We start from the raw sequence: 23827 nt of genomic DNA, 5'->3' as shown, positions 1-23827 counted from the left end.
ATCGCGTGCCCGGCCTGAGCGGCTACCGCAGCCGGGCATGCATCAGGTAGACGTTGTAGTCGCTCCAGGTGCTGATGGTGAAGTAGAGATCCGACGGCGTCGACCACGGGTGGATGAATCCGCCGTAGAGCTCCGGATATTGCGCCGACACGTGCAACAGCGGCGTACTCGGCGACCAGTCGCCCTGGGGTGAATTCGATTCCCGCAGCACGATCGCCGTCTTCGCGGTGTCCAGGTAGCTCATCTGCCATTTTCCGCGCGCGCTGTCGTAGCGCACCGACAACTCACCGGCCGGACCGTCGACTATCGGTGTGGCGGAGTCGGATCCGCCGACCGGCGTCCAGTTGCCCTCGCGCCAGTACTGGTAGGCCGTGGTGTTGAGCACCTGCTCCTTCGGCACCCGGGCCAGGCCCACCGAACCGAGCCGGGTATTGGGTGTGCCGAACAGATAGACGTAATCGCCCTGCGGAACCATCGCCGACACCTGGAAATTGGACAGCCCGAAGATGTTGTCCCAGTGTGTATGTGGATCCTTGGTCCAGGTCCGCCCGTGGTCGTCGGAATAGGCGATGCCGCCGTAGTTGGTGTAGAAGGTGCCGGGGATGCTGTTCCAGGTCCGAATCGACATGTAGCTCATGAACTGCCGGATGCCGTCGGCCGAACCCTGGTGCGGCAGAGTGAAACCCGAGGTCGGGATCGTGGTGATCTCGATATTGTCCTTCTTGCGACTGGACAGCACCTCGGCGGCGTGGCACCGATCGTCGGTGACCATACGGTCGATGATCAGGCCCTTGTCCAGCTCCCGATTGGTGCTGAAGGCCAGTAGATTGCTGCGCCAGTCCTCCCCCATCCCGCCGGGCGGATGGAAACCGTGACCGACGGTGTCACCGAACGCCGTCGCGATCTCCCCGGGCGCGCTCTCCCACATGATGCCGAGGTCGGTGCCATTGACCTGCCAGCGTTTATCGGTGCGGTTCACCGAATTCGCGCCCGTCTCCTTGGAAACCTCGCGGACCGCACCCACCCTCGGCGCCGGCGGCGCGGCGACCCTGGGCGCCGGTTCCGTCGGTGGTTCGACCCGCGGCGGCGGGGGCGGCCCGGGCTCGGGCTCGGGCGAAGGCCCCGGCGGCAGGGCGAAGTAGAACGGCTGCGGCTTCAGCAGCACCTCGGGCAGACCCAGCCGGCTCAACAGGCCGGGGGCGGGTGGCGGGCCGTCGGTCAGATCGGGGCACGGGCTCGTGCACGGATCGACGGGCAAGTGCATATCGGTGCGGACCGGGGTCGCCGCGGGCGGGCGCTGATCGACGGTGACCACCGGATACGGAATCGGCACCTCCAAGGTCTTGGGCACCACCGACTCGTGGACGGGCACCGGATCGGACGCACACGGTCCGGTGCCGGGAACCGTTGCGGCCGGTTCTCTTTCGGGTTCCGCGACGGCGGCCGGCCCGGGCAGCCCGACCAGCAGTCCGGCACCGAGCAGCACCACACCGACCGAAGCCTGCACGCGCACACCCATACGGAACCCCTCGCGAATGCGATCGACTGTTTCGCCCGCGTCCTCACCCCGCTGGCATGATTCGCAGCCGACCCTACCCGGACGACGCTCGTCATCGGCGTTTACCGACGAGACACGAGTGTCATTCGGTTTCCGCCTCGAAACTCAGCAGTGTCGACCCGATCCGGATCAGCTCGCCGCCGAACAGCATCGTGCCGCCGTCCACGACCTCGTCGTCGACGTAGATCCCGTTCGCCGAGGCGAGGTCCTTGATCAATATGCCCGCCCGGCTGGGCAGTACATGCGCGTGATAGCGGCTGACCTTCGGATCGTCGAGAATCAGATCGTTGTCGGTCATACGGCCGATCTTCAACCCGCCCTTGGCGATCGGCACCGCCCGGCCGTCCGGCATCCGCAGCCGCCCGGCCCGGGCGCTGCGCGGAGTCTCGGTGACGGTTTCGGTCATCGCCTTCGCCATCCGCTCGACCTGAGCGATCGCCAGCGTATTGAGTGGCTCCTGGCGCAGGACCCGCTTCTCCAGTTCGACCAGCGCCGGTCCGGGATCGATCCCGAGCTCGTCGGCGAGCACGGTCCGGACCCGGCGGCAGGCCTCGAGGGCGTCGGCTTGCCGGCCGGACAGGTACAGCGCGGTGATCAGCTGCACCCACAGCGGTTCCCGCATGGGATGGGCCGTGGTCATCGACACCAGTTCGCCAACCACCGAAGAGGCTCGGCCGCAGGCGATCTCGGCATCGATGCGTGCGGATGCCACCAGCAGCCGCTCCTCGTCCATCGCGGTGGCGAAGGTGTCGGCGAAGCGGGTTCCGGACAGGTCGTCGAGCGCTGTGCCGCTCCACTGTTCCAGTGCCGCACCGAACATCCGCGACGCCGTCTCGTGGTCACCGGCCGCGGCCGCCTCGGCCGCGGCCTTGCGGGTGGTCTCGAAGCGGCCCAGATCACAATCGTCGTCGGCCACCTCGAGCCGATATCCCGAGGACTCGGTGCGCAATACCGCGGCCGGATCGATCCCCGAATTGCGCAGGGCCTTACGAATATTGGAGACGAACACCTGCAGACTCGCCTGATAGGAGTCCGGCGGATCCTCGTTCCAGACGATATCGGCCAGTGCCTGCGAGGACACCGCTCGCCGCCGGTTGACCGTCAGCGCGGCCAGCAGGGCCCGTGGTTTCGGCCCGCCCACCGCGACGGATTCCCCGCCGACCAGTAGTTGCACCGGGCCGAGCAGCCTCAGGTCGAGACCGGTCGGAGACGGTGTAACAGGTTGGGGGCCGGTCGGATTGCTCACAGGTCCCGCGCTTCGTGCCGGCCGGGTCGCTGCCGGACCCGGCGAATTGCCCATGTGCTCACAGCAAAGATCATCGCGTGCGGTCCCGCTCGGGACAACCGGCGATGGGGGGTGATGCGCCGAGGGTGCGGTGACCGGACGGTCACCGCACCCTCGGTCGAGCGCCGGCTCAGCCTACTTCGCGCTCACCGATTTGCCGGCCGAACGCAGGTCGTTGCAGGCCTCGACGACCCGCTCGGACATCGCGGCCTCGGCCTTCTTCAGGTAGCTGCGCGGGTCGTAGACCTTCTTGTTGCCGACCTCACCGTCGATCTTCAGCACGCCGTCGTAGTTGGCGAACATGTGGCCGGCCACCGGGCGGGTGAACGCGTACTGGGTGTCGGTGTCGACGTTCATCTTCACCACGCCGTATTTCAGCGAATCGTCGATCTCGGACTTCAGCGAGCCCGAACCGCCGTGGAAGACGAAGTCGAACGGCTTGGCGCCATCGCCCAGGCCCAGCTTGGCGGCGGCCACGCGCTGCCCTTCGGCCAGCACCTCGGGCTTGAGCACCACATTGCCCGGCTTGTACACGCCGTGCACATTGCCGAAGGTGGCGGCCAGCAGGTACTTGCCGTTCTCGCCGGCGCCGAGGGCGTCGATGGTCTTGGCGAAGTCCTCGGACGAGGTGTACAGCTTCTCGTTGATCTCGGCCTCGACGCCGTCCTCTTCACCACCGACGACACCGATCTCGACCTCGAGAATGATGTTCGCCGCGGCGGTCTGAGCGAGGAGCTCTCCGGCGATTTTCAAGTTCTCGTCGATCGGAACGGCCGATCCGTCCCACATGTGGGACTGGAACAACGGGTTCTGCCCGGCCTTGACCCGCTCGGCGGAGATGGCCAGCAGTGGCCGGACGAAGGTGTCCAGCTTGTCCTTGGGGCAGTGGTCGGTGTGCAGGGCGATCGTGACGTCGTACTTGGCTGCCACCACATGGGCGAACTCCGCCAGCGCCACCGCACCGGTGACCATATCCTTCACACCCAGACCGGAACCGAATTCGGCGCCGCCGGTGGAGAACTGGATGATGCCGTCACTGCCGGCCTCGGCGAAACCGCGGATGGCCGCGTTGATCGTCTCCGACGAGGTGCAGTTGATCGCGGGGAAGGCGAAGGAGTTCTCTTTGGCCCGACCGAGCATCTCGGCGTAGACCTCCGGAGTCGCGATGGGCACTGAGTGACCTCCGTAAGTGTGCTGCGAACAACAATTCTGTCAGTGCATACCCTAAGTTCACGGTCCGTCGCCGCGAAAGGCGGGATCAGGTCGTCGTGGTATCTCCCAGCCCTGTCCGAAAATCGCCACCTCCTGAGAGGTTCCCGTGAGGTTCGGTGCGATCGGTAGGTGACCGGTACTGTGGGGCCCGTGACCATGCTGGCCATAACGAACACTCTCGCCGACGGATTCTCCGTCAAGCAGCTGCTCGACCCCATGTACCTGCTCGAACACACATGGCTGTCGAATGCGGTGCTGCCTGCCATTCTGGTCATCGTCTTCATCGAGACAGGGTTGCTGTTCCCGATCCTTCCGGGTGATTCGCTGCTGTTCACCGGCGGTCTGCTCGCGGCGACCGAGAATCCCCCCGTCTCCATCTGGGTCCTGCTGCCCGCGGTGGCGCTCACCGCCATCGCCGGTGATCAGTGCGCCTATTGGATCGGCCGGGCCATCGGGCCGGCGCTGTTCCACAAGGAGGATGGGCGCTTCTTCAAACAGCGCTACATCACCGAGACGCACGCGTTCTTCGAGAAGTACGGTCCCAAGACCATCATCCTGGCGCGGTTCGTCCCGGTGGTCCGCACGTTCATGCCGGTCCTGGCCGGTGTGTCGAAGATGGACTACCGCAAGTTCCTGACCTTCGACATCATCGGCGGCGTGCTGTGGGGCGGCGGCGTCACGATCCTCGGCTACTTCCTGGGCAATGTGTCGTTCATCCGCGATCACATCGAGGGCATCTTCCTGCTGATCGTGTTCGTCTCGATCCTGCCCGCCATCATCTCGGTGGCGAAGAAGCTGCGTAATCACGAACCCGTGCTCGAGGTCGAGGAGCCCGAGTTGTCCGTGTCGACGAACGAACCCACGCACTGACACCATTGCCTGCCACCCCGTTACCCCTCGCTCTGGGCGGATTCGATCCCCTGCACTCCGCCGGGCCGGCACTCGTGTGGACCGTGGTCCTGGTCTTCGTCTTCCTCGAGTGCGCGGTGATCATCGGGCTGTTCCTGCCCGGCGATTCGATGTTGCTGACCGCGGGCATCATCTTCGCGTCCCACGAGACCGGGCACACCCAGGTGTGGGGTCTGGTGGTGGCGACCATGATCGCGGCGATCGCCGGTAATCAGGTGGGGTATGTGATCGGCGCGCGAACCGGCCATCGCCTGATCGCGCGGAAGAACGGCAGATACGTCAATGCCGAGAATCTGGCGCGGGTCTCCGACCTCCTGCATCGGCACGGGTTCGCGGCCGTGCTGGTGGCGCGCTGGATTCCGTGGGTGCGCACGCTGTGCCCGCTGGTGGCCGGCGCCGCCGGTATGGACCATCGCCGCTACACCGTGGCCAGTTCGATCGGCGCGGTGATCTGGGCGCCGATTCTGCTGCTGCTCGGCTATTACACCGGCGGCTATCTGAACAAGGTCTCGTGGCTGATGCCGACGGTGAGCGGATCGCTCGTCGTGGTGTTGATCGTCGGCACCGCCCTCGGACTGCGGCAATACCGCGCCGAGATGGCACGGCCGACCGAGGACTTCGATCTCGATCTGGAGTGCGCTCCGGGCGAGGAGCACGCGGACACGGTGCCGCTGCGCACCGTGCGGTCCGAGCGCACGGTATCCGCGAGTCACACCCGCATCGTGTGGACCGACCCGCGGCACTGATCCACCGGCCCTAGAGTCCGGCGGCGGTCACCACCTGCGCCGCTTCCATCAACATCCAGCCCGACAACTGCACCGACAGATCACGCTCGGGAGTGCGCGACGGGCTGACCGAACCACCCGGAGTCGGCCGTCCCGCACCGGCCGTGCCGTGCGGCAGCCGGGCAGGGATTGCCCAGTCGGGCCCGAACAGCGGATCCCCTTCCACCTCGAGCCGGTGCTCCCAGGCCGCGCGGGCCGAAACCTTGACGATCGCGGCGGCCGATTGCCGGGCCAGGCGCTGCGTCGCGTCGTCACCCGGCAGCATGATCGCGACCAGTGCCAGATATCGGGCCAGGATCCCGTTGAACAACCCGCCGTCGCCGCCACTGCCGCCGGTGATCACCTTCTCGGCCGTCATCCGCTCCTCGACCGCGTGCGTCAAGCGCACCACCCGCTCGGCATGACGGATGTCACCGGTGTGCACGGCGAGTTCGGTTTCCAGTCCGAGCACCACGCCCTGACAGTAGGTGAACGTCGGCCGTTCGATCCGGCCCCCCGGCAGATGGATGCCGTCGAGAATCAACCCGGATTCCGGATCACGCAGAGTCGCATCGATCCAGTCGGCGATCCGCGCCGCGCGATCGTGATGACCCAGCCGCGCCAAGGCGATGGCGGTGGGACCGTTGGCGGGCGCGTTGAAATAGTCGTCGCCCTTACGCCACGGCACCGCACCGATCTCCGGTTGCCAGCCGGCCGTCAGCTGCTGCTCCAGCGCACTCAGCCCACCGCGGAGCTCGGAGCTGCCTCCGCTACGCTCGGCACGCTCCAAAGCGATTGCGAGCCACGCCATATCGTCGTAATAGTTGTTGGTCCAGCCGGTGATATTGCGCAGCCGATGGGTGCGGGCGAGGGTGGCGACCCGCGCGGTGCGGTCCGCGGTCGCCGCGCGATCGACGGCATCGACCGCGCAGTCGATGAGATGCGCCTGCCACCAGTAGTTCCAGGTGAAGAACAGCCGCTCGGCCGGGGTCGCGGGCCAGCCGACCACCCCCAGATCGGTCCCGGGCAGCAGCCACAGCCGCCGCAGATGCCGCGACACGACAGCGGATTCGGCCGCGTCCGCTCTGCGTCCCCAGATTTCGGCGCCCGGCTCAGCAGCGGAATCGACTCGTGCGCGCCCCCGCCGCAGAGGCGGACGCGGTTGCACGTCGTCGCTCCGCGAGTTCATGGGTACATGGTGCCAGTTCCACCCTCGATTTCGCGCCCGATTTGTTACGCGATCGAACCGTATCCGCGATCTGCCGGGGAGATGTCCCATCGGCCGGTCACCGGTCCGGCGGTGCCACGGCGGCCCGGTTCAGCCGAGCGGCCAGCACGCGACAGCGCTCGCGGTACTCGGCAGGCTCCTCGATGACGAAATCCGCTTCCAGGACACCGAGATTGAGGATCAACCACTCGAAGGAGTCGACCCAGGTGGTCAGCAGGCACCGTCGCGCATCGATCGATTCGATATCGCAGTCCTGGAATCGCAGCATGTCGGCGACGGTCGATGCCGGCGCCTCCACGGTGGCCACGACTCGATGCCGGCCCGCGGTGAGCTCGCGGCGCAGATAGGCCGCGGCCGATTCCGCCGGCAGCGGCCGGGGTTCGAAATGCGTTCCGGCGCAGACGATATCGCTGACCCGATCGAGGCGGAAGGTCCGCCAGTCGGCACGATCACGATCCCAGGCCAGCAGGTACCAGCGCAGATGCCGATACACCTGCCGATAGGGCTCCACGCGGCGGTGCGTAGTAGTACCGCCGCGGCTGCGGTAGGTGAAGTTCAGATGCTCGTGGTCGACCGCCGCCCGGGCGACGGCCGCGAGCCGTGCCGCATCGACGACCGGCGCCTCGACGGCGGCGGCCTCCACCGTCGCCCGCACCGCAATCGTTCGCGCCCGCAGGCGTTTCGGCAACAACTGGTCGATCTTGCCGAACGCACGCGCCGCGGCGACACCGATATCGGCACCGGACGGTGGCGCGGCATCGCGCTCGGCGACGCCGGGCTCCGGCGATCCGGTGGCGGCGAGCATTCCCAGCCCGACCACGGTGGCGATCGCCTCGTCGTCGTCGAACACCAGCGGCGGGAGCGTACGTCCCGCCGAGAGCCGGTAGAACCCGCCCGGACCGGGCTGGGTCGTGACCGGATAACCGAACGCGCGCAGTCGCTCGACGTCGCGACGGACCGTGCGCGGACTGGTCTCCAAACGCGCGGCCAGCTCGGCGCCGCTGAAACTGCGGCCCGTCTGCAGATATGCCAGGAGGTCGAACAGCCGTCCGGTGACAGTCATACCCCCAGCATCCGCCAATTGCGGCCGGAAAGTGACCACATCTGCTCCTAGCGTCGGTTTCATGACCTCGATCCGCATCCGCGCCGCACGCACCAACAACCTCGACAATGTGGATATCGACGTACCGCGACGAAGCCTGGTGGTATTCGCCGGGGTGTCCGGCTCCGGGAAGTCGTCGCTGGTCTTCGACACCATCGCCGCCGAAGCCGGCTATCAGGTCAACGAGACCTATCCGCCGTTCGTGCGCAACCGGCTACCGCGCTGGGACCGTCCCGATGTCGATCTGATCGACGGCCTCTCCCCGGTGGTGGTCATCGACCAGAAGCGCCTGGGCGGCAACATACGCTCGACCGTCGGCACCATCACCGACGCATATACCTATCTGCGACTGCTGTTTTCACGTATCGGACAGCCCCATGCCGGGGAGTCGAACCACTTCTCGTTCAACGATCCGGCCGGAATGTGCCCGGCCTGTTCGGGATTGGGGGAAACACTGGTCACCGACGTCGAACGGCTGCTGGACCCCGAGCTGTCACTGGAACAGGGAGCGATTCGGCTGCCGGGTTTCGCACCCGGGCAGTACTGGTACCGCCGATACACCGACCACGATGCCTTCGACCCGGGCGTTCCGGTGCGAATGTGGAGCCCGGCCGCACGCGCGGCGCTGCTGCACGGCAGCTCCGCGGCGGCGCCGGAACTGGGTCTGCCCGCGGACTACGAGGGAGTGGTGGCCCTGTTCGAGCGAATCCACCTGCACACCGCGGACACCCTCTCCGACCGCAAACAGGCAGTGCTGCAACGCTTCACCCATTCGGGTCCGTGTACGGAATGTGGCGGTGAGCGACTGAACCCGGCGGCGCGCGCGGCCCGGGTCCTCGGCCGCGGCATCGTGGAGATGAGCCGGATGGAAATCAGCGAGCTGGCCGAGTTGATTGCCGATGTGCGGGCGCCGGAGGTAATTCCGGTGGTGACCGCACTGCGGGAGCGGCTGTGCGCACTGGTCGCGATCGGGCTGGGCTATCTGTCGCTCTCGCGGCCGACGACCACGCTGTCCGGTGGCGAATCGCAGCGCATCAAAACCGTGCGGCACCTCGGGAGCAGTCTCACCGAAATGCTGTACATCTTCGACGAGCCCACCGTCGGACTGCATCCGCACGATGTGCGATCGATGACCGACATCCTGAAATCGCTGCGGGACCGGGGAAACAGTGTACTGGTGGTGGAGCACGACCCGGCGGTGCTACGCGTCGCCGACCGGATCGTCGAGGTCGGCCCGGGAGCGGGCACCGCGGGCGGGCGGATCGTCTTCACCGGAGATTTCGACACCCTGCGCGCGGCCGATACACCGACCGGTCAGGGCCTGCGCCGGCGGCGTCCCCGGCGGAAACCGCGGATACCGACCGGAAAACTGAGGGTGGACAACGCGACCCGCAACAACCTGCGCGACATCTCGGTCGATATCGCGACCGGTGTCCTGACCGTCCTGACCGGAGTCGCCGGATCGGGGAAGTCCAGTCTGGCGCGGGAACTGACCGACCGTTATCCGGCCACGGTGGTCGATCAGCGCGCGGTCAGTACCAACCGCCGCTCCACCCCACTCACCTACGCCGGCATCGCACCGGCGATACGCCGGTTGTTCGCGAAGCGGCACGGTGTGAGCGAAGCGCTGTTCAGCGCCAATTCCGAGGGTGCCTGCCCGGCGTGCGGCGGTGCCGGGGTGATCTACACCGATCTGGCGTTCATGGACGGCAGGGAGACGCCCTGCGAAAGCTGCGGCGGCCGCCGATTCGGCGCTCGTGCCCTCGGCTACACCGTGGACGGGCTGAGCATCGCCGATATCGACGAATTGACCATCGCGGAGGCGAATCACCGGCTGCCGGTACCGGCCGTCGCCCGCGCGCTGCGCCACCTCGACGAGGTCGGCCTGGGCTATCTGCGCCTCGGCCAGTCGCTGACCACCCTGTCCGGCGGCGAATGCCAGCGGCTGAAAATCGCCAAGGAGCTCGCTCGCGCCGACAGCAACACCCTCTACGTCCTCGACGAACCCACGACGGGACTGCATCTGCGCGATATCGACACCCTGCTCGAACTGCTCGACCGCCTGATCGACAAGGGCAACACCGTGGTCGTGGTCGAACACGATCTCGATATCGTCCGGGCGGCGGACCGCGTCATCGATCTCGGTCCGGGGCCCGGACGGCACGGCGGCCGGATCGTCTTCGAAGGCACCCCGGATCAGCTACTGCGGTGCGCGGAGTCGGAAACCGCGGCCGCACTGCGCGAGCGGTGACCGCTACCAGGCGCGATCGAGATCAGCGTGTTGAGTTATCCACGCGTGCATGGCGATTCCCGCGGCCACGCCGGCATTGATACTGCGGGTGGAGCCGAACTGCGCGATGGACACCGTCATGCGCGCGGCCTGTTTGGCGGCCTCGGTGACACCCGGGCCCTCCTGCCCGAACAGCAGCAGGCAGTCGCGGGGCAATTCGACGGTCTCCAGCGGGACCGAACCCGCGACATTGTCCACCGCGACAACTGTCAGATTCGCGCCGTCGGCGAAATCGAGCAGTTCGGCGATATCGCTGTGATGCACGATGTGCTGATAGCGGTCGGTCACCATGGCCCCGCGGCGGTTCCAGCGGCGCCGGCCGACGATGTGCACCGCCGCCGCGGCGAAGGCGTTGGCGGTGCGCACGACGGTGCCGATATTCGCGTCGTGCCCGAAGTTCTCGATCGCGATGTGCAGCGGATGGCGGCGGGTGTCGATATCGGCGACGATCGCGTCCCGGGTCCAGTAGCGGTAGGCGTCGACGACATTGCGGCGGTCGCCGTGCGCGAGCAGCTCCGGGTCCAGCCGGGGATCGTCCGGCGGTTCGGTGCCGAATTCGGTACGCCACGGGCCGACTCCGTGCGGATGCTCACCCCATTCGGTGGGACCGGGTCCGTGCTCGTCCGCGCTCACGAAGATGCCGCCGCGGCGTGGAAGTGACCGTGGGGCATCGGCGTAGGCGGGTAGTGCACGCGGGTCATCGTAGCGGCGCGCGGCACCGGCGGATGCGCTCGCGGTAGCGTCGGGGCGAGAGTGGTGCTGTCCACACCGTCGATTCGCCGGTCTCCTCCCTCGCCCCGGGGGTGGGCCCGCGACCAGCATGGAACCTATGACCGAGACCTTCGCCGAACCGACGCTCGTCCTCGACCGTCCCGACGCGCCCCCGCCGACCGCGCGATCGGTGCTGCGGGCGATCCTGCGCGGCCCGTTCGAGGCGCGGACCTGGAAAGAGCTGGCCTATCTGATCGTCGCCGTGGTGCTCGGCGGAATCGTCATGGCCTATCTGTTCGCCGGGTACGGGGCCGGACTGTGGACCTCCCTCATCCTGCTGGGCATTCCGCTCCTGGCCGGCGTGCTGCTCGGCGGCCGGATCTGGGGACGGATCTACCGTGCGGTGGGCGCCACACTGCTCGGCGCCGACCTGCCCGCCCCGCCGGATTTCCGGCCGCAGCCCGGATTCCTCGGCTGGTTGCGCGCCGCCTTCACCGACCGCACCTCGTGGCGGGCACTGGCCTTCCTGATCGTGGAAGCGACGCTCGGTGTCTTTCTGGGCTATTGGGTGCTGATCGTGATCGCGATGACCGTCTTCACCGCCATCTCCCCGATCCCCTGGGTGCTGTTCCATCCGACCAATGTGGACTCGCGAGGTCGCGAACATCATTCGCTGGCCCAGTTCGGCGACTATTTCATCGACACCTGGCCGCGCGTGCTGGGGATGGCGGCGGTGGGGATCATCGGCTGCTTCGCGCTGCCGTGGATCGTGCGCGGGGTGTGCTGGATTCACCGCGCCCTGATGCTGGCGCTGCTGACGCCGACCGCGCGTGATCGACAGCTGGTCGAACTGCAGGAGAGCCGCCGTGTCGCGGTCGAGGACTCCGCGGCGACCCTGCGCCGGCTGGAGCGCGATCTGCACGACGGCACCCAGGCCCGGCTGGTCAGTATCGCCATGGCCCTGGGGCGCGCGGAGGAGCGGATCGCCTCCGGCGGCGATCCGGCCGCCCTGATCGCCGACGCCCGCGCCGGGGCCAAGGATGCCCTCGCCGAACTGCGAGAACTGGTGCGCGGCATCCACCCGCCGGCGCTCGAGCTGGGGCTGGAACCGGCCCTGGAGACGCTGACCGCGCGCTGTGCGGTACCGGTCGAATCGCGCGTCCACCTACCGCAGCGGCCGAGTCCGGCCATCGAGGCGATCGCCTACTTCTCGGTCGCCGAACTGCTCACCAATGTGGTCAAGCACTCCGGTGCGAATGCCGCGTGGGTGTCGGTGGCACCGGCCGGTTCGTCGACCATGATGGTGAGTGTGCGCGACAACGGTCACGGCGGAGTGCGGCAGCCGGGTGCACTCGCCCCGGCCGCACCCGACGATGCGCCCACCGAGCGCCTCGTGGGCGGCGGATTGTCGGGACTGGCGGCCCGCGCCCGTGCCGTCGACGGCACCCTGACGGTCGACAGCCCGGCAGGAGGCCCGACGGTGGTCACCATCACGCTGCCGATCGCGGGCCCGCGATGACCTCCGCTCCCACCGCACTGCGCATCGTGATCGCCGAGGACAGCGCCATTCTCCGGGACGGGCTGGCCGGATTGCTGAGCGACCGCGGGCACGAGATCGTCGCGATGGTGGGCGACGCGACCCGGCTCACCGATATCGTGGCCGAGACCCGGCCCGATGTCGCGGTGGTGGATGTGCGGATGCCGCCGTCGTTCACCGACGAAGGCCTCCTCGCCGCCATCGCCCTGCGCCGCTCGTTCCCGGGAACCGGTGTGCTGGTGTTCTCCCAGTGGGTCGAAACCCGCTACGCCACCGAACTTCTCGCCGGCGGCGCGGGTGGCGTCGGCTATCTGCTCAAGGACCGGGTGGCCGATGTGCGCGAATTCGTCGACGCCCTGCACCGCGTCGCGACCGGCGGCACCGCCCTCGATCCGGAAGTGGTGAGTCAGCTGATGGGCGCTGCGCGACAACAGGATTCACTGGCCCGCCTGACTCCCCGCGAGCGCGAGGTCCTGGAACTGATGGCCCAGGGCCTGACCAACGCCGCCATCGCGGGCGCCCTCACCGTCACCGAGCGGGCGGTGGAAAAACACATCGGCAACGTCTTCCTGAAACTCGACCTCCCACCCTCCGACACCCACCATCGCCGAGTCATGGCCGTCCTGCGCCTGCGCGGCTGAGGGCGTGCGAGGCGAGGCGGGCCGACCTGCGACAACCTGCTCCGGTGGAACTCCGGTGCCGTGCTATCGGCCGTGGAGATCCTGTCGCCGGGATCCCGACGGACCGACCGGGTCGCCTAAGTTCGCGGAGTACGCCGAGGCCGGTGTCGACCGGACCTATCCTGGAGATACACGCGGGTGGTGGAGGCGGTTATGGACCACGCACGCATACTTCGGACCGTACTCGGAGTCACGGTCGGGTACGTGATCGTGCTCGCGGTGTGGCTGGGGTGGGTACATCAGCACACACCCCCGGGTACCGAGCCGTATCAGATCATGGCACTGGTCGGGGCGTTCGGGTCGTGTGTGGGGATCGGGATGATGGTCGCGCAGCGGCCGTCGCGGTCGGACCGGCGGCTGTTGCGGCACGGTTTGGAGGGGTGGGCGATCATCGAGGGCGTGCACCCGTTGCGGCCCACCGATCACCACACCGAACTGACCGAACTCGATCTCGAGCTGACCGTGCCGGGGTCGGAAACCTACCGGGGCACGGTGGTTTTCGATGTGGCGCCGATCGATCAGCCGAGAATGCATGTGGGCGAGACGATCTCGATCCGGGTGGATCCGGCGGACCGCGATCGGATCATGCTCTGTCTCTGATGCCCGGCGGTATCTCCGAGGCCGGCGGCGGGCGGTGAATCAGTCGAAATGGGTGGGGGCCGTCAACAGATACTGGGCGCCGGCGTAGGTGGCCAGGATGAACGCCTCGGCGGCGCGGCGCGAACGCGGGGTGCGGGCGAACAGGCGCCGCAGCACGATCGAGCCGTCGGACAGCGTGAACAGCAGCGCCCCCAGAGCCAGCCGACTGCGCGGGTCGCGGTTCGGGACCACGGTTCCCGCAACGGTTTTCGCGCCCGGCGCCAGCGCCGGATCGGAGGCCAGCGCGGCCGCGGCGCCCAGCGTCGCCCCGTAGGCCGTCAGCGGCGCCGCGATCTTCGGAGCCCGGGCTCGCAGCAGCGCACCCGCCCCCAGCCAGGCCAGTACCCGGGGCGCCACCACCGCGGCCCGTGGCCGTCCACCCCGCCGCCACCACAGCGCGGAGTATCCGGTCTGCATGATCGCGAACGCGGAGGCGCCCGCGACCAGGCGCCGATCGTCGTCGGGATCGATCAGCAATACGTCACCGACGGTCGCCGCGGCCAGCGATCCCAGCAGCACCCGTCGTTCGGTGTCCGGTAGCGCACCGCCGCTGTGCAGGACATCGGCGGCCAGCAGCGGCATCATCAGCGGTTTCGCCGCCCACTGCCAGCGGTCACGGCCGGTGGCCGCACCGGCGACGGTCACCGCGGCGGCCGCGACGAACCCAGCACGGAAGGGGCGCGGCATCAGAAACTGGGCTCGATCGGCTTGGGCGGCAATGTGACCACCTGCCCGGCGTAGCTCAGTCCGGCCCCGAAGCCCAGCAGCAGGGCCAGCTGTCCGCCCTTCGCCTTACCGGTGACCAGCATTTCCTCCATGGCCAGCGGGATCGAGGCGGCGGAGGTGTTGCCGGTGTTCTCGATATCGTTGGCCATGGGGATATCGTCGGCCAGGCCGAGGTTCTTCTTCATCAACTCGTTGATGCGGGCATTGGCCTGATGGGGCACGAAGACCTCGATATCCTCCTTCGCCACACCCGAGACCTCCAGCGCGGTCGACAGCGCCCGTGGCAAGGTGACAGCGGCCCAACGGAATACTCGCGGCCCCTCCATCCGCAGCGCCATCCGGCCGACCGGCTCCTCGGCCGGGTCGGTGCCCTGTAGCGCCTCTGCCCTGTTCATGTATGCGAGAAAGTCGACGTCCTGGGCGATCGCCTCGGCGCTCTCACCGTCACTGCCCCACACCGTCGGGGAGATGCCGTTCTGGTCGCTGGGGCCGATCACCACCGCGCCCGCGCCGTCACCGAAGATCATCGCGGTGCCACGATCGGTCGGATCGAGCCCGACGGTCATGGTCTCCGCGCCGATCACCAGGACGTATTCCGCCGAGCCCGCCCGAATCAGGTCCGCCGCGACGCCGAGCGCGTAGCCGAAACCACCGCAGCCGGAAGTCAGGTCGAAGGCCGGGATGCCGTTCATCCCCAGATCGAAGGCCACCGAGGGAGCGCCGTGCGGGGTCAGCTTCAGCCAGCTGGAGGTGGCCAGGATCAGCGTGTTGATCTTGGAGCGATCGATCCCACTGTTCGCGATCGCGCGCTCACCAGCGGCGACCGACATACTGCGCAGGGTTTCGTCCTCGCCGATCCAGCGGCGATTGCGGATGCCGGTGCGTTCGAAGATCCATTCCGGAGTGGAATCCAGGACCTCACAGACCTCGGCGTTACTGACGACGCGTTTCGGCCGGTATGCGCCGATGCCGAGCATCGCAACATTTGCGCGACCCTCATTGACTGCAATGCTCACCACTGGTGACTCACTCGACCCTTCACGCTCGGACACAAGATGCGTCCAGGCTAACCCAGGCCCAAATGTCAGCCCAGAGCCAGATCCTTGAGCCCGAGGATCGAGCGGTATTCCAGCCCCTCGGCGGCAATGACCTGGTCGGCGCCGGTCTCACGATCCACGACGGTGGCCACGCCGGCCACGGTGGCGCCGGCCTCACGCAGGGCCCGCACCGCGGTCAGCGGGGAGTTTCCGGTGGTGGTGGTGTCCTCGACCACGAGCACCCGCTTACCCACGATGTCCGGTCCCTCGATCTGGCGCTGCATGCCATGTGTCTTGGCGGCCTTGCGCACCACGAAGGCGTTCAGCGGGCGGCCGGGCGCGTGCAGCATCGCCAGAGCAACCGGATCCGCGCCCATGGTGAGACCGCCGACGGCCTCGAAATCCCAGTCCGACACCAGCTCTCGTAACAGCGTGCCGATCAGCGGCGCCGCCTGATGGTGCAGGGTCGCCCGGCGCAGATCGACGTAGTAGTCGGCCTCCTTACCGGAGGACAGCGTCACCCGCCCGTGTACGACGGCGAGCTCGCGGACCAGCTCTGCCAATCTGTCTCGGTCGGTGGTGGATTCGATCATGTGGGTTTACGTCCTTCCCCGTGCGTTGAATATGCCTCGGTTGAGCCGGGTCACCGCACTGCGCGGAATCAGTCCCGCCACCGCGGTGAGCGCCTTGTACTGCACTCCGGGCACACTGATCACCCGGTCCTTCTCCAAATCCCGCAGCGAACCGGAGACCACCTGATCCACGTCGAGCCACAGCGGTTTCGGCAGCGACGACATCGCGATTCCGGCGCGCTCGTGAAACTCGGTGTGCACGAATCCCGGGCACAGCGCCTGCACCCGGACTCCGGTCCCGGCCAAGCCACCGGCCAGACCCTCGGTCAAGGATATGACGTAGGCCTTGGAGGCCGAATAGGTCGATCCGCGGCCGGGCACCAGCCCGGCCACACTCGCCACATTCACCACCGAACCCTTGGCCGCGGCGATCATCGGCGGCAACGCGGCGCGAGTCAATTGCAGCACCGCGGTGACATTGACGTCGAGTTGGGCCTGCAATGCGGCCGGCTCCACCGTCCAGAATTCGCCGGTGAGCCCGAACCCCGCGTTGTTGACCAGGAATTCGACGCCCGCGCCGAGCCGCTCGGCGACCCGGTCCCGGTCGCTGGCCCGCGCGAGATCGGCGGGCAGGACCTCGGCGCCGGTACCGAACCGGCGGCCCAACTCGTCGGCGAGCGCGCCCAGCCGTTGTTCGTCCCGGGCCACCAGTACGAGGTCGTAGCCGAGGGAGGCCAAGCGGGTGGCGTAGGCCTGGCCGATACCGGAGGTCGGCCCCGTCACCAGCGCGACCGGGCGGCCGGCTCCGGGAAGTTTGGCGGCGGCCGAATCGCCGGACGGTGCGGTAGCGGGGCTATCGGTCATGGATCGTCAACCACCTGGTGTCGGGCGGACAATTCGAACTCCCCGACACCGGCTCGTACAACGGACCGGTCACCGGGGTGCGGGGCCCTGATAGGGACGGAACCCCGGGTGGAACGGACCGCCAGGACGCTTCGGTAGCTCGTCCTCGGCCGGGGGATCGTCGAAATCCTCTGCGGCCGAATCGGGTTCGTCACCCTCAGCGTATTCCTCGGCGGGCGGCCAGTTCCGGCGAACCCGATTGCGCGGATCGGGCACCACCGCCAGCGCTGGGCGGCGCGGCGGTTGCGGCTCGGAGTCGCCCGCGATATCGCCCACCGGCGGCGCCGCGATGACACCGGACTCGCGATCGGCCGCGTCGTGGGTGGCCCGGTCGTCCGCACGCAGCGGCTCGGCCGCCTCACGGCGAACGGGACCCGCCGCCTCGCGACCGTGACCGGCTACCTCGTCCTCGAGCCGGCCGCCGCGCGCGTCCGGCTGGCGAGGCGGAGTGGGCCGAACCTCGTCGCGGGGACGGTCGTCACGCTCCGGGCGGAAGGTGCCGTCGCGCTCGGCGCGGAAGTGGTCGTCGAAACGATCGGGGGCATCCTCGCCGAAGCGGCCGTCGAACCTGTCGTCCGGGGCGTCGTCGACATCGTCGTCGAAGTGCTCGTAGCGGTCGCCGGGGCGATCGTCGTAGTCACCGGGACGACGATCGGCGGCGGGGATGATCGCCTCGCCGCGATAGCGGTCGCCGTACTCGGCATCGGCGCCACCGGGGCCGCCCTCGACACTCTGCGGGCGCGGGCGGCCCGGATCGTGCAGATCGGACTCCACGCGGCGATCGCCACCGGCCACCGGCGGCAGCACGTGCAGCAGACCGGACAGCCGCAGCACGGAATCGATCGCGGCCTCCCAATCCTTGGCGGCGGTACCGACCGGCAGCATGCCCAGGGTCCAGTTGCCCTCACTCCAGAGCTGCTGCACCGTCGACGGCAGCGTCTCGATGAAGTGGACCATCCGCTGATCCACCGCATGGCGCGCGATATCGGGGTTCGTCGCGAACACCACGCGATCACCGATCGCACCGAGCAGTTCCAGATCGGCGTCCTTGGGCGGAGAGGCGGTCTTGAGGCGGAGGTCGATATCGATGTCCGAGCCGATCTGGCGGCGCACCGCGACCAGCGTCGCGGCATCCTCCAGATCGAACAGGACGAACTTCTCGCCCTTGCGATTGCCGGAGACCACATCGATCGCGGACAGATACCCCAGTTTGGCCATCGCGCCCCGCCGCCAGGTGGATGCCAGCGACGGTTCGACCGAAACGTAGGTGTACCCCTGGGATTTGGCCCAGACCTGCCGTACGTGTCCGGTCCGCTGCCGCTGCACGCGATCGAAATACAGCAATACGATCGCACCCACGAGTGCGATCGCCGCGAGGCCGAACCAGATTGCTGCTGTCATCGCCCCCGAGTCTAGTTGGTGCGGACACGATTGCTCGCGCCCGTTCGCCCCGCGGTTCGCGACATACCGCGGCCCGCCGCCGACGTGCCACCGCGCACCCCGAGGTTCTCGCCCGGGTCACCACCCAGGCGAACATTCCCGAGACGGTACTGGTTGGCGAAACGCCGCCGGAGCGAAGCGCAGGCAGACCTAGCGCGGCAGCTGGGTGCTGATGATGATCTTCGCCGTGATCGCGCCGTCGGGGCCCTTGTCGCCCTGCACCACCACCATGTCCCCCTGGTGCAGGTCCGACACCTTTCCCGCGCCCGCCGAGATGATCTGGGTATCGGCGTTGGTATGCACGGTGACGGAGGATCCGAGCAGGGACTGGATCACGATCGTGGCGCCGTCGTTGGTCGTGACCGTCCCCATCGTCGCGCCGATGCCGTCGATATCGCCCAGGCCCGGAAGCTGCGGCAGGCTCGGCTGCGCGCCGGAGGGGTTGGGCGGGACGATCGGGACGCGGGTGGGGGCCGGACGACCGGTCGCCGCGTCGGTGGAGGACGAGGAGTCGTTACCGGCGAGGAGCAGTCCGGCGGCGATGCCACCGAGCACGACCAGGACGAATACCGCCGCGGTCAGGGCTATCCACAGACCGGTCCGGCGGCGCGGTGACTCGACCGGCAGTCCGGTCGGGCCGACCGCTTGCCGCCGGCCATCGGCCCCGGCCGGACCGGAACCGTAGGGGGGATATCCGCCGGATTCGCCGTATCCGGATTCGTACCCGCCCCACTGACTGTCGTAGGGCGGAATCTCCCGGGTGGCGTTGGGCCCCGGCGACTGCTCGAAGTACTGCCGGCCCTGATAGTCCGGGTGCTCCGGGAACTCGTAGGCCTTGGTCTGCTCGTAGGGCCCGGGATGTCCGTAGGACAGCGTGCTCTGATACGGCTCGGGGCTCCGACCGTAGGCTTCCGAGTATTCCGTCGTGTGCGTCGGCGTATCGCCCGGATCCCGGCCCGACGCACCGAGCTTCTCGGTCGGTGTATCGGGCGAATCCGGTCGCTGCGCCCACGGGTCGCTCGGATTCGTCATGCCCACCAGGGTAGGTGCAGACGCGCGGAGTGCGAGTCGGTTTCACTCACACTCCGCGCGTGCCGGGTCCTCATCGGCCTACGATCAGCCCGTCACCGTCGGGGGCGACGTTGACCTTCACCAGGTCACCGTCGGTAACCTCGCCGGCCAGCAATTCCTTGGCCAGTGAATCACCGATGGCCTGCTGGATCAGCCGGCGCAGCGGACGGGCGCCGTAGACCGGGTCGTACCCGCGCACCGCCAGCCAGAACCGTGCCGAATCGCTGACGTCGAGCTTCAGCCGCCGCTGCGACAACCGCTTCTGCAGCTGCGCCAGCTGGATGTCGACGATGTCCTCGAGCTGTTCCTCGTTGAGCGCGGAGAACATCACCACATCGTCGAGCCGGTTGAGGAATTCCGGTTTGAACGCCGACCGCACGGCGTTCATCACCATGTCCTTGTCACCACCGGCGCCCAGGTTCGAGGTCAGGATGAGGATGGTGTTGCGGAAGTCCACCGTGCGGCCCTGGCCGTCGGTCAGCCGTCCCTCGTCCAGTACCTGCAGCAGGATGTCGAAGACGTCCGGATGCGCCTTCTCGATCTCGTCGAACAGCACCACGGTGTACGGGCGTCGTCGCACCGCCTCGGTGAGCTGGCCGCCCTGGTCGTAGCCGACGTATCCGGGCGGGGCGCCGACCAGGCGAGCCACCGAATGCTTCTCGGAGTACTCGCTCATATCGATGCGGGTCATGGCGCGCTCGTCGTCGAACAGGAAGTCCGCCAGCGCCTTCGCCAGCTCGGTCTTACCGACACCGGTCGGTCCGACGAACATGAACGAACCCGTGGGCCGATTGGGATCGGCGACCCCGGCCCGGGCGCGGCGCACCGCATCCGAGACCGCGGTGACGGCTTCGGACTGCCCGACCACCCGATGCCGGAGTTCGTCCTCCATCCGCAGCAACTTCTGCGTCTCGCCCTCGAGCATGCGGCCGACCGGAATGCCGGTCCACGACGAGACCACCTCGGCGATATCGTCCGGGCCGACCTCCTCCTTGAGCATGACCTCGTCCTCGAGGCTGCCGCTGCCCGCCTTGCCGGCGTTCTTCTCGGCCTCGGCGAGCTGCTTCTCCAGCTGCGGGATGCGGCCGTAGCGCAGTTCGGCCGCCTTGCCGAGATCACCGTCGCGTTCGGCTCGCTCGGATTCCCCGCGCAGCGACTCCAGTTCCTCCTTGATGGTCCGGACCGAGTCGATGGCCTGCTTCTCGTTCTGCCAGCGCGCCATCAGCTGATTGAGCTTCTCGCGGTCGTCGGCGAGTTCCTGGCGCAACTTCTCGAGCCGCTGCTTGGACGCCTCGTCGGTTTCCTTGGCGAGTGCGACCTCCTCGATCTCGAGCCGGCGCACGGCCCGCTCGACCTCGTCGATCTCGACCGGCCGCGAATCGATCTCCATCCGCAACCGCGACGCCGACTCGTCGACCAGGTCGATCGCCTTGTCCGGCAGGAAGCGCGAGGTGATGTAGCGATCGCTGAGCGTCGCCGCCGCCACGAGCGCGGAATCGGTGATCCGCACGCCGTGGTGGACCTCGTAGCGTTCCTTGAGTCCGCGCAGGATGCCGATGGTGTCCTCGACCGACGGTTCGCCGACCAGCACCTGCTGGAACCGCCGCTCCAGGGCGGCGTCCTTCTCGATGTGCTGACGGTATTCGTCGAGCGTGGTGGCACCGACCAGGCGCAGTTCACCGCGCGCCAGCATCGGCTTGATCATGTTGCCGGCGTCCATCGCCGATTCACCGGTCGCGCCCGCGCCGACGATGGTGTGCAGCTCGTCGATGAAGGTGATGATCTGCCCGGCACTGGATTTGATCTCCTCCAGCACCGCCTTGAGCCGTTCCTCGAATTCACCGCGATACTTCGCACCGGCCACCATGGCGCCGAGGTCGAGGGAGACCAGCTTCTTCCCGCGCAGGGATTCGGGGACGTCGCCGGCGATGATGCGCTGAGCGAGGCCCTCGACGATGGCGGTCTTACCGACACCGGGCTCACCGATGAGGACGGGATTGTTCTTGGTGCGCCGGCTCAGCACCTGCACCACCCGCCGGATCTCGGTGTCGCGGCCGATGACCGGATCGAGTTTGCCGTCACGGGCGGCGGCGGTGAGGTCGGTGGAGTACTTCTCCAGCGCCTGATAGGTGCCCTCGGGGTCGGCCGTGGTCACCCGGGTGTTGCCGCGCACGGCGGTGAACGCCTCGCGCAGGGCGTCGGCGGTCGCACCGTATTTGAGCAGCAGCTGGGAGATATCAGAGTCGCCCTCGGCCAGCCCCACGACGACGTGTTCGGTGGAGACGTATTCGTCGCCGAGTTCGGTCGCCAGGCGCTGCCCGGCGGTGATCGCGGCCAGGGCCTCGCGGCCCAGCTGCGGCTGCGTGGTCGCACCGGTGGCGCGGGGCAGCCGGTCGACGATGTCCTGCGCCTCGCGTCGCACCGTGGCCGGGTCGACCGCGACAGCCTTCAGCAGGGGGGCGGCGATGCCGTCGGTCTGATCCAGCAGCGCCACCAGCAAGTGCGCCGGGCGAATCTCCGGATTCCCGGCGGCCGAGGCCGCCTGCAGGGCCGCCGTCAGCGCCGCCTGTGTCTTGGTGGTGGGGTTGAACGAGTCCACGATCACCTTCCTACGTGTCGTATCGCGTGGTTGCCGGTCGGGTTCGTGCCGGTCGGATCGGGACGAGGCGCCGGACGAACTCTTCTGGACATTTCAACGCGGTAGGAGTTGAGTCTGTTCCGCTCAAGTTTGACATATTTCGGGATTCCGCGACGGAATGTGCCCAACGCTACGCGCCGGTCCGGAACCCGAGGCCGCCGTCCACACGTTTCACCCGCGACAGTGCTGGGTAACGTGTTCCGCCCATAACCGTGCGACCACCGCCTTTTCAGGGATACTGGTCTCCGGAGGCCGGCGATCGCCGGTGGCACAGCCCGCGGCACGGCTGTCGGATCGACCCGGCGGCACCGTCGCCGGATCACACCGAAGGAAAGGAAGCTCGACGTCGTGGATGCGCGTTCGGCAGCGCTGGTCCGCGCAAACTTCCGGTCGATCACCGAGGCCCCGACCGGGCCCGAACGATTGATCAGCGCGTTTTACAGTCATCTGTTCGCAGAGTCCCCCGGACTGCGCGATCTCTTCCCGCACACGATGGATATGCAGCCGAAACGGGTGGTCGCCGCCATCCAGTTCGTGCTCGACCATCTGGAGAACTGGGATCGGGCACAACGGTTCCTGGAGCAACTGGCTCTCGACCACCGCAAATACGGGGTCGAGACGGAGCATTACGATGCCGCCGGGCGCGCACTCCTCGCTGCGTTCCACAACTACAACGGCCCCTTCTGGAGCCGCGAGCTGGAGGCGGGGTGGCGCGATATCGCCATTCTGGTCTCGGCTTCGATGGCCATCGGCGCCAATTCCGATACCTCGCAACCGTATTGGGAGGCGAAGGTGGTCGGCCACCGGCGGGTGCTCGACGATCTGTCGATCGTGCGCCTGCAATCCGAGGAGCCGATCCCGTATCAGGCGGGCCAGTACGTGCCGGTGTGCATTCCGCAACGGCCGAAGATGTGGCGGTACCTGTCGCCGGCCATCCCGACCAATCCCTACGGGGAGATCGAATTCCACGTCCGCAAGGTGCGCACCGGCTGGGTCAGCCCCGCCATCGTCGGTGAGGCCGAGGTCGGCGACATCTGGCAGATCGCGAGTCCGCTCGGCGGTCTGCACGTCGACACCGAATCGGGCCGTGATGTGCTGATGATCGGCTCCGGCACCGGCATCGCGCCGTTACGGGCCCAACTGATCGAGATGGGGCGGCGCGGCGTCAATCCCCGGGTGCACTTCTTCATCGGCGGTCGCTACCCGTGCGATCTCTACGATGTCGAGAACATGTGGCAGCTGTCGCTGAGCAATCCGTGGCTGACGGTGGTGCCGGTCTGCGAGAGCGAATCCAACCCGTGGTGGCATCCGCATCCGCCGGCCGATCCGCCGTTCGGTATGCACCGCCGGCTGATCGGGAATCTGGGCGCGCTGGTGGCCAGCTTCGGATCGTGGTCGGATCGCCAGATCCAGATCGCCGGTTCGGCGCGCATGATCGCCGACACCAAGCGGGCACTGCTGGCAGTGGGCACACCGGAGCACGTGATCATGACCGATCCCGTGTAAGTCGGGCGAGATGCGGCAA

At 67.9% G+C, this 23827-nt stretch carries 20 protein-coding genes; 7 read left to right on the top strand and 13 right to left on the bottom strand.

The window, feature by feature from the left end:
* Positions 1 to 22: 22 nt before the first annotated feature.
* The 3 genes from LKD76_RS02620 to fbaA all read right to left on the bottom strand — a co-directional run bounded on the left by LKD76_RS02620 (position 23) and on the right by fbaA (position 4016).
* Positions 23 to 1519: a glycoside hydrolase family 183 protein gene (locus LKD76_RS02620; RefSeq protein WP_227979324.1), complete on the bottom strand. Its 1497-nt coding sequence runs from the start codon at positions 1517 to 1519 to the stop codon at positions 23 to 25.
* A gap of 121 nt (positions 1520 to 1640) precedes the next feature.
* The gene (locus LKD76_RS02615; protein ID WP_227979323.1) at positions 1641 to 2732 is read right to left on the bottom strand and encodes a BTAD domain-containing putative transcriptional regulator; all 1092 of its coding nucleotides are present in this window, start codon (positions 2730 to 2732) and stop codon (positions 1641 to 1643) included.
* A gap of 246 nt (positions 2733 to 2978) precedes the next feature.
* Positions 2979 to 4016, bottom strand: a complete 1038-nt coding sequence (gene fbaA / locus LKD76_RS02610) for a class II fructose-bisphosphate aldolase (RefSeq protein ID WP_227979322.1) — start codon at positions 4014 to 4016, stop codon at positions 2979 to 2981.
* 195 nt (positions 4017 to 4211) lie between these two features.
* Between fbaA and LKD76_RS02605 the strand changes: the two genes are divergently transcribed.
* Positions 4212 to 4925 carry a DedA family protein gene (locus tag LKD76_RS02605; RefSeq protein ID WP_227985066.1) on the top strand — a complete coding sequence of 238 codons (714 nt, stop codon included), beginning with the start codon at positions 4212 to 4214 and terminating at the stop codon, positions 4923 to 4925.
* Between the two features lie 5 nt (positions 4926 to 4930).
* A complete protein-coding gene (locus LKD76_RS02600; RefSeq protein WP_339428640.1) occupies positions 4931 to 5710 on the top strand; it encodes a DedA family protein in 780 nt (259 codons plus the stop codon).
* A 10-nt stretch (positions 5711 to 5720) separates the two neighbouring features.
* Here LKD76_RS02600 and LKD76_RS02595 read toward each other — a convergent pair whose 3' ends face one another.
* A complete protein-coding gene (locus tag LKD76_RS02595; protein WP_227979321.1) occupies positions 5721 to 6917 on the bottom strand; it encodes a glycoside hydrolase family 76 protein in 1197 nt (398 codons plus the stop codon).
* 97 nt (positions 6918 to 7014) lie between these two features.
* Complete coding sequence (locus tag LKD76_RS02590) at positions 7015 to 8019, bottom strand: helix-turn-helix transcriptional regulator (RefSeq protein ID WP_227979320.1); 1005 nt, start codon at positions 8017 to 8019, stop codon at positions 7015 to 7017.
* A gap of 61 nt (positions 8020 to 8080) precedes the next feature.
* On the opposite strand from LKD76_RS02590, the gene LKD76_RS02585 reads away from it, so the two are divergent.
* Positions 8081 to 10309, top strand: a complete 2229-nt coding sequence (locus LKD76_RS02585) for an ATP-binding cassette domain-containing protein (RefSeq protein WP_227979319.1) — start codon at positions 8081 to 8083, stop codon at positions 10307 to 10309.
* A gap of 3 nt (positions 10310 to 10312) precedes the next feature.
* Here the strand turns inward: LKD76_RS02585 and LKD76_RS02580 are convergent, their stop codons facing one another.
* On the bottom strand, positions 10313 to 10981 hold the full coding sequence (locus tag LKD76_RS02580) for a TrmH family RNA methyltransferase (protein WP_227979318.1): 669 nt from the start codon (positions 10979 to 10981) through the stop codon (positions 10313 to 10315).
* Between the two features lie 196 nt (positions 10982 to 11177).
* Here LKD76_RS02580 and LKD76_RS02575 point away from each other — a divergent pair, with 196 nt between their 5' ends.
* The 3 genes from LKD76_RS02575 to LKD76_RS02565 all read left to right on the top strand — a co-directional run bounded on the left by LKD76_RS02575 (position 11178) and on the right by LKD76_RS02565 (position 13876).
* Positions 11178 to 12578: a sensor histidine kinase gene (locus LKD76_RS02575; protein ID WP_227979317.1), complete on the top strand. Its 1401-nt coding sequence runs from the start codon at positions 11178 to 11180 to the stop codon at positions 12576 to 12578.
* A complete protein-coding gene (locus tag LKD76_RS02570) occupies positions 12575 to 13237 on the top strand; it encodes a response regulator transcription factor (RefSeq protein ID WP_227979316.1) in 663 nt (220 codons plus the stop codon). Before LKD76_RS02575 ends, LKD76_RS02570 begins: the two co-directional genes overlap by 4 nt.
* A 192-nt stretch (positions 13238 to 13429) precedes the next feature.
* A complete protein-coding gene (locus LKD76_RS02565) occupies positions 13430 to 13876 on the top strand; it encodes a hypothetical protein (protein WP_227979315.1) in 447 nt (148 codons plus the stop codon).
* 39 nt (positions 13877 to 13915) lie between these two features.
* On the opposite strand, the gene LKD76_RS02560 is transcribed toward LKD76_RS02565, so the two are convergent.
* From LKD76_RS02560 to clpB, 7 genes are all read right to left on the bottom strand, one after another.
* Positions 13916 to 14602 (bottom strand): lysoplasmalogenase, encoded by a 687-nt coding sequence (locus tag LKD76_RS02560; RefSeq protein WP_227979314.1) that lies wholly within the window; start codon positions 14600 to 14602, stop codon positions 13916 to 13918.
* The gene (locus LKD76_RS02555; protein WP_227979313.1) at positions 14602 to 15660 is read right to left on the bottom strand and encodes a beta-ketoacyl-ACP synthase III; all 1059 of its coding nucleotides are present in this window, start codon (positions 15658 to 15660) and stop codon (positions 14602 to 14604) included. The genes LKD76_RS02560 and LKD76_RS02555 overlap by 1 nt, the downstream gene beginning before the upstream one ends.
* A 65-nt stretch (positions 15661 to 15725) precedes the next feature.
* A complete protein-coding gene (gene pyrE, locus LKD76_RS02550; RefSeq protein WP_227979312.1) occupies positions 15726 to 16271 on the bottom strand; it encodes an orotate phosphoribosyltransferase in 546 nt (181 codons plus the stop codon).
* Between the two features lie 6 nt (positions 16272 to 16277).
* A complete protein-coding gene (locus tag LKD76_RS02545) occupies positions 16278 to 17114 on the bottom strand; it encodes an SDR family NAD(P)-dependent oxidoreductase (protein ID WP_227979311.1) in 837 nt (278 codons plus the stop codon).
* Positions 17115 to 17183: 69 nt separating this feature from the next.
* A complete protein-coding gene (locus LKD76_RS02540; protein WP_227979310.1) occupies positions 17184 to 18554 on the bottom strand; it encodes a TtfA family protein in 1371 nt (456 codons plus the stop codon).
* Positions 18555 to 18743: 189 nt separating this feature from the next.
* On the bottom strand, positions 18744 to 19625 hold the full coding sequence (locus tag LKD76_RS02535; RefSeq protein ID WP_227979309.1) for a DUF5666 domain-containing protein: 882 nt from the start codon (positions 19623 to 19625) through the stop codon (positions 18744 to 18746).
* A gap of 70 nt (positions 19626 to 19695) precedes the next feature.
* Complete coding sequence (gene clpB, locus LKD76_RS02530) at positions 19696 to 22263, bottom strand: ATP-dependent chaperone ClpB (RefSeq protein ID WP_227979308.1); 2568 nt, start codon at positions 22261 to 22263, stop codon at positions 19696 to 19698.
* A gap of 387 nt (positions 22264 to 22650) precedes the next feature.
* Here clpB and LKD76_RS02525 point away from each other — a divergent pair, with 387 nt between their 5' ends.
* Positions 22651 to 23808 (top strand): globin domain-containing protein, encoded by a 1158-nt coding sequence (locus LKD76_RS02525; protein ID WP_227979307.1) that lies wholly within the window; start codon positions 22651 to 22653, stop codon positions 23806 to 23808.
* Positions 23809 to 23827 lie beyond the last annotated feature (19 nt).

Origin of the sequence: Nocardia spumae (assembly GCF_020733635.1) — a bacterium.
GTDB classification, from domain to species: domain Bacteria; phylum Actinomycetota; class Actinomycetes; order Mycobacteriales; family Mycobacteriaceae; genus Nocardia; species Nocardia spumae.
Note: the sequence above shows the minus strand (reverse complement) of the source record. Positions and strands in the feature narration are given on the sequence as shown.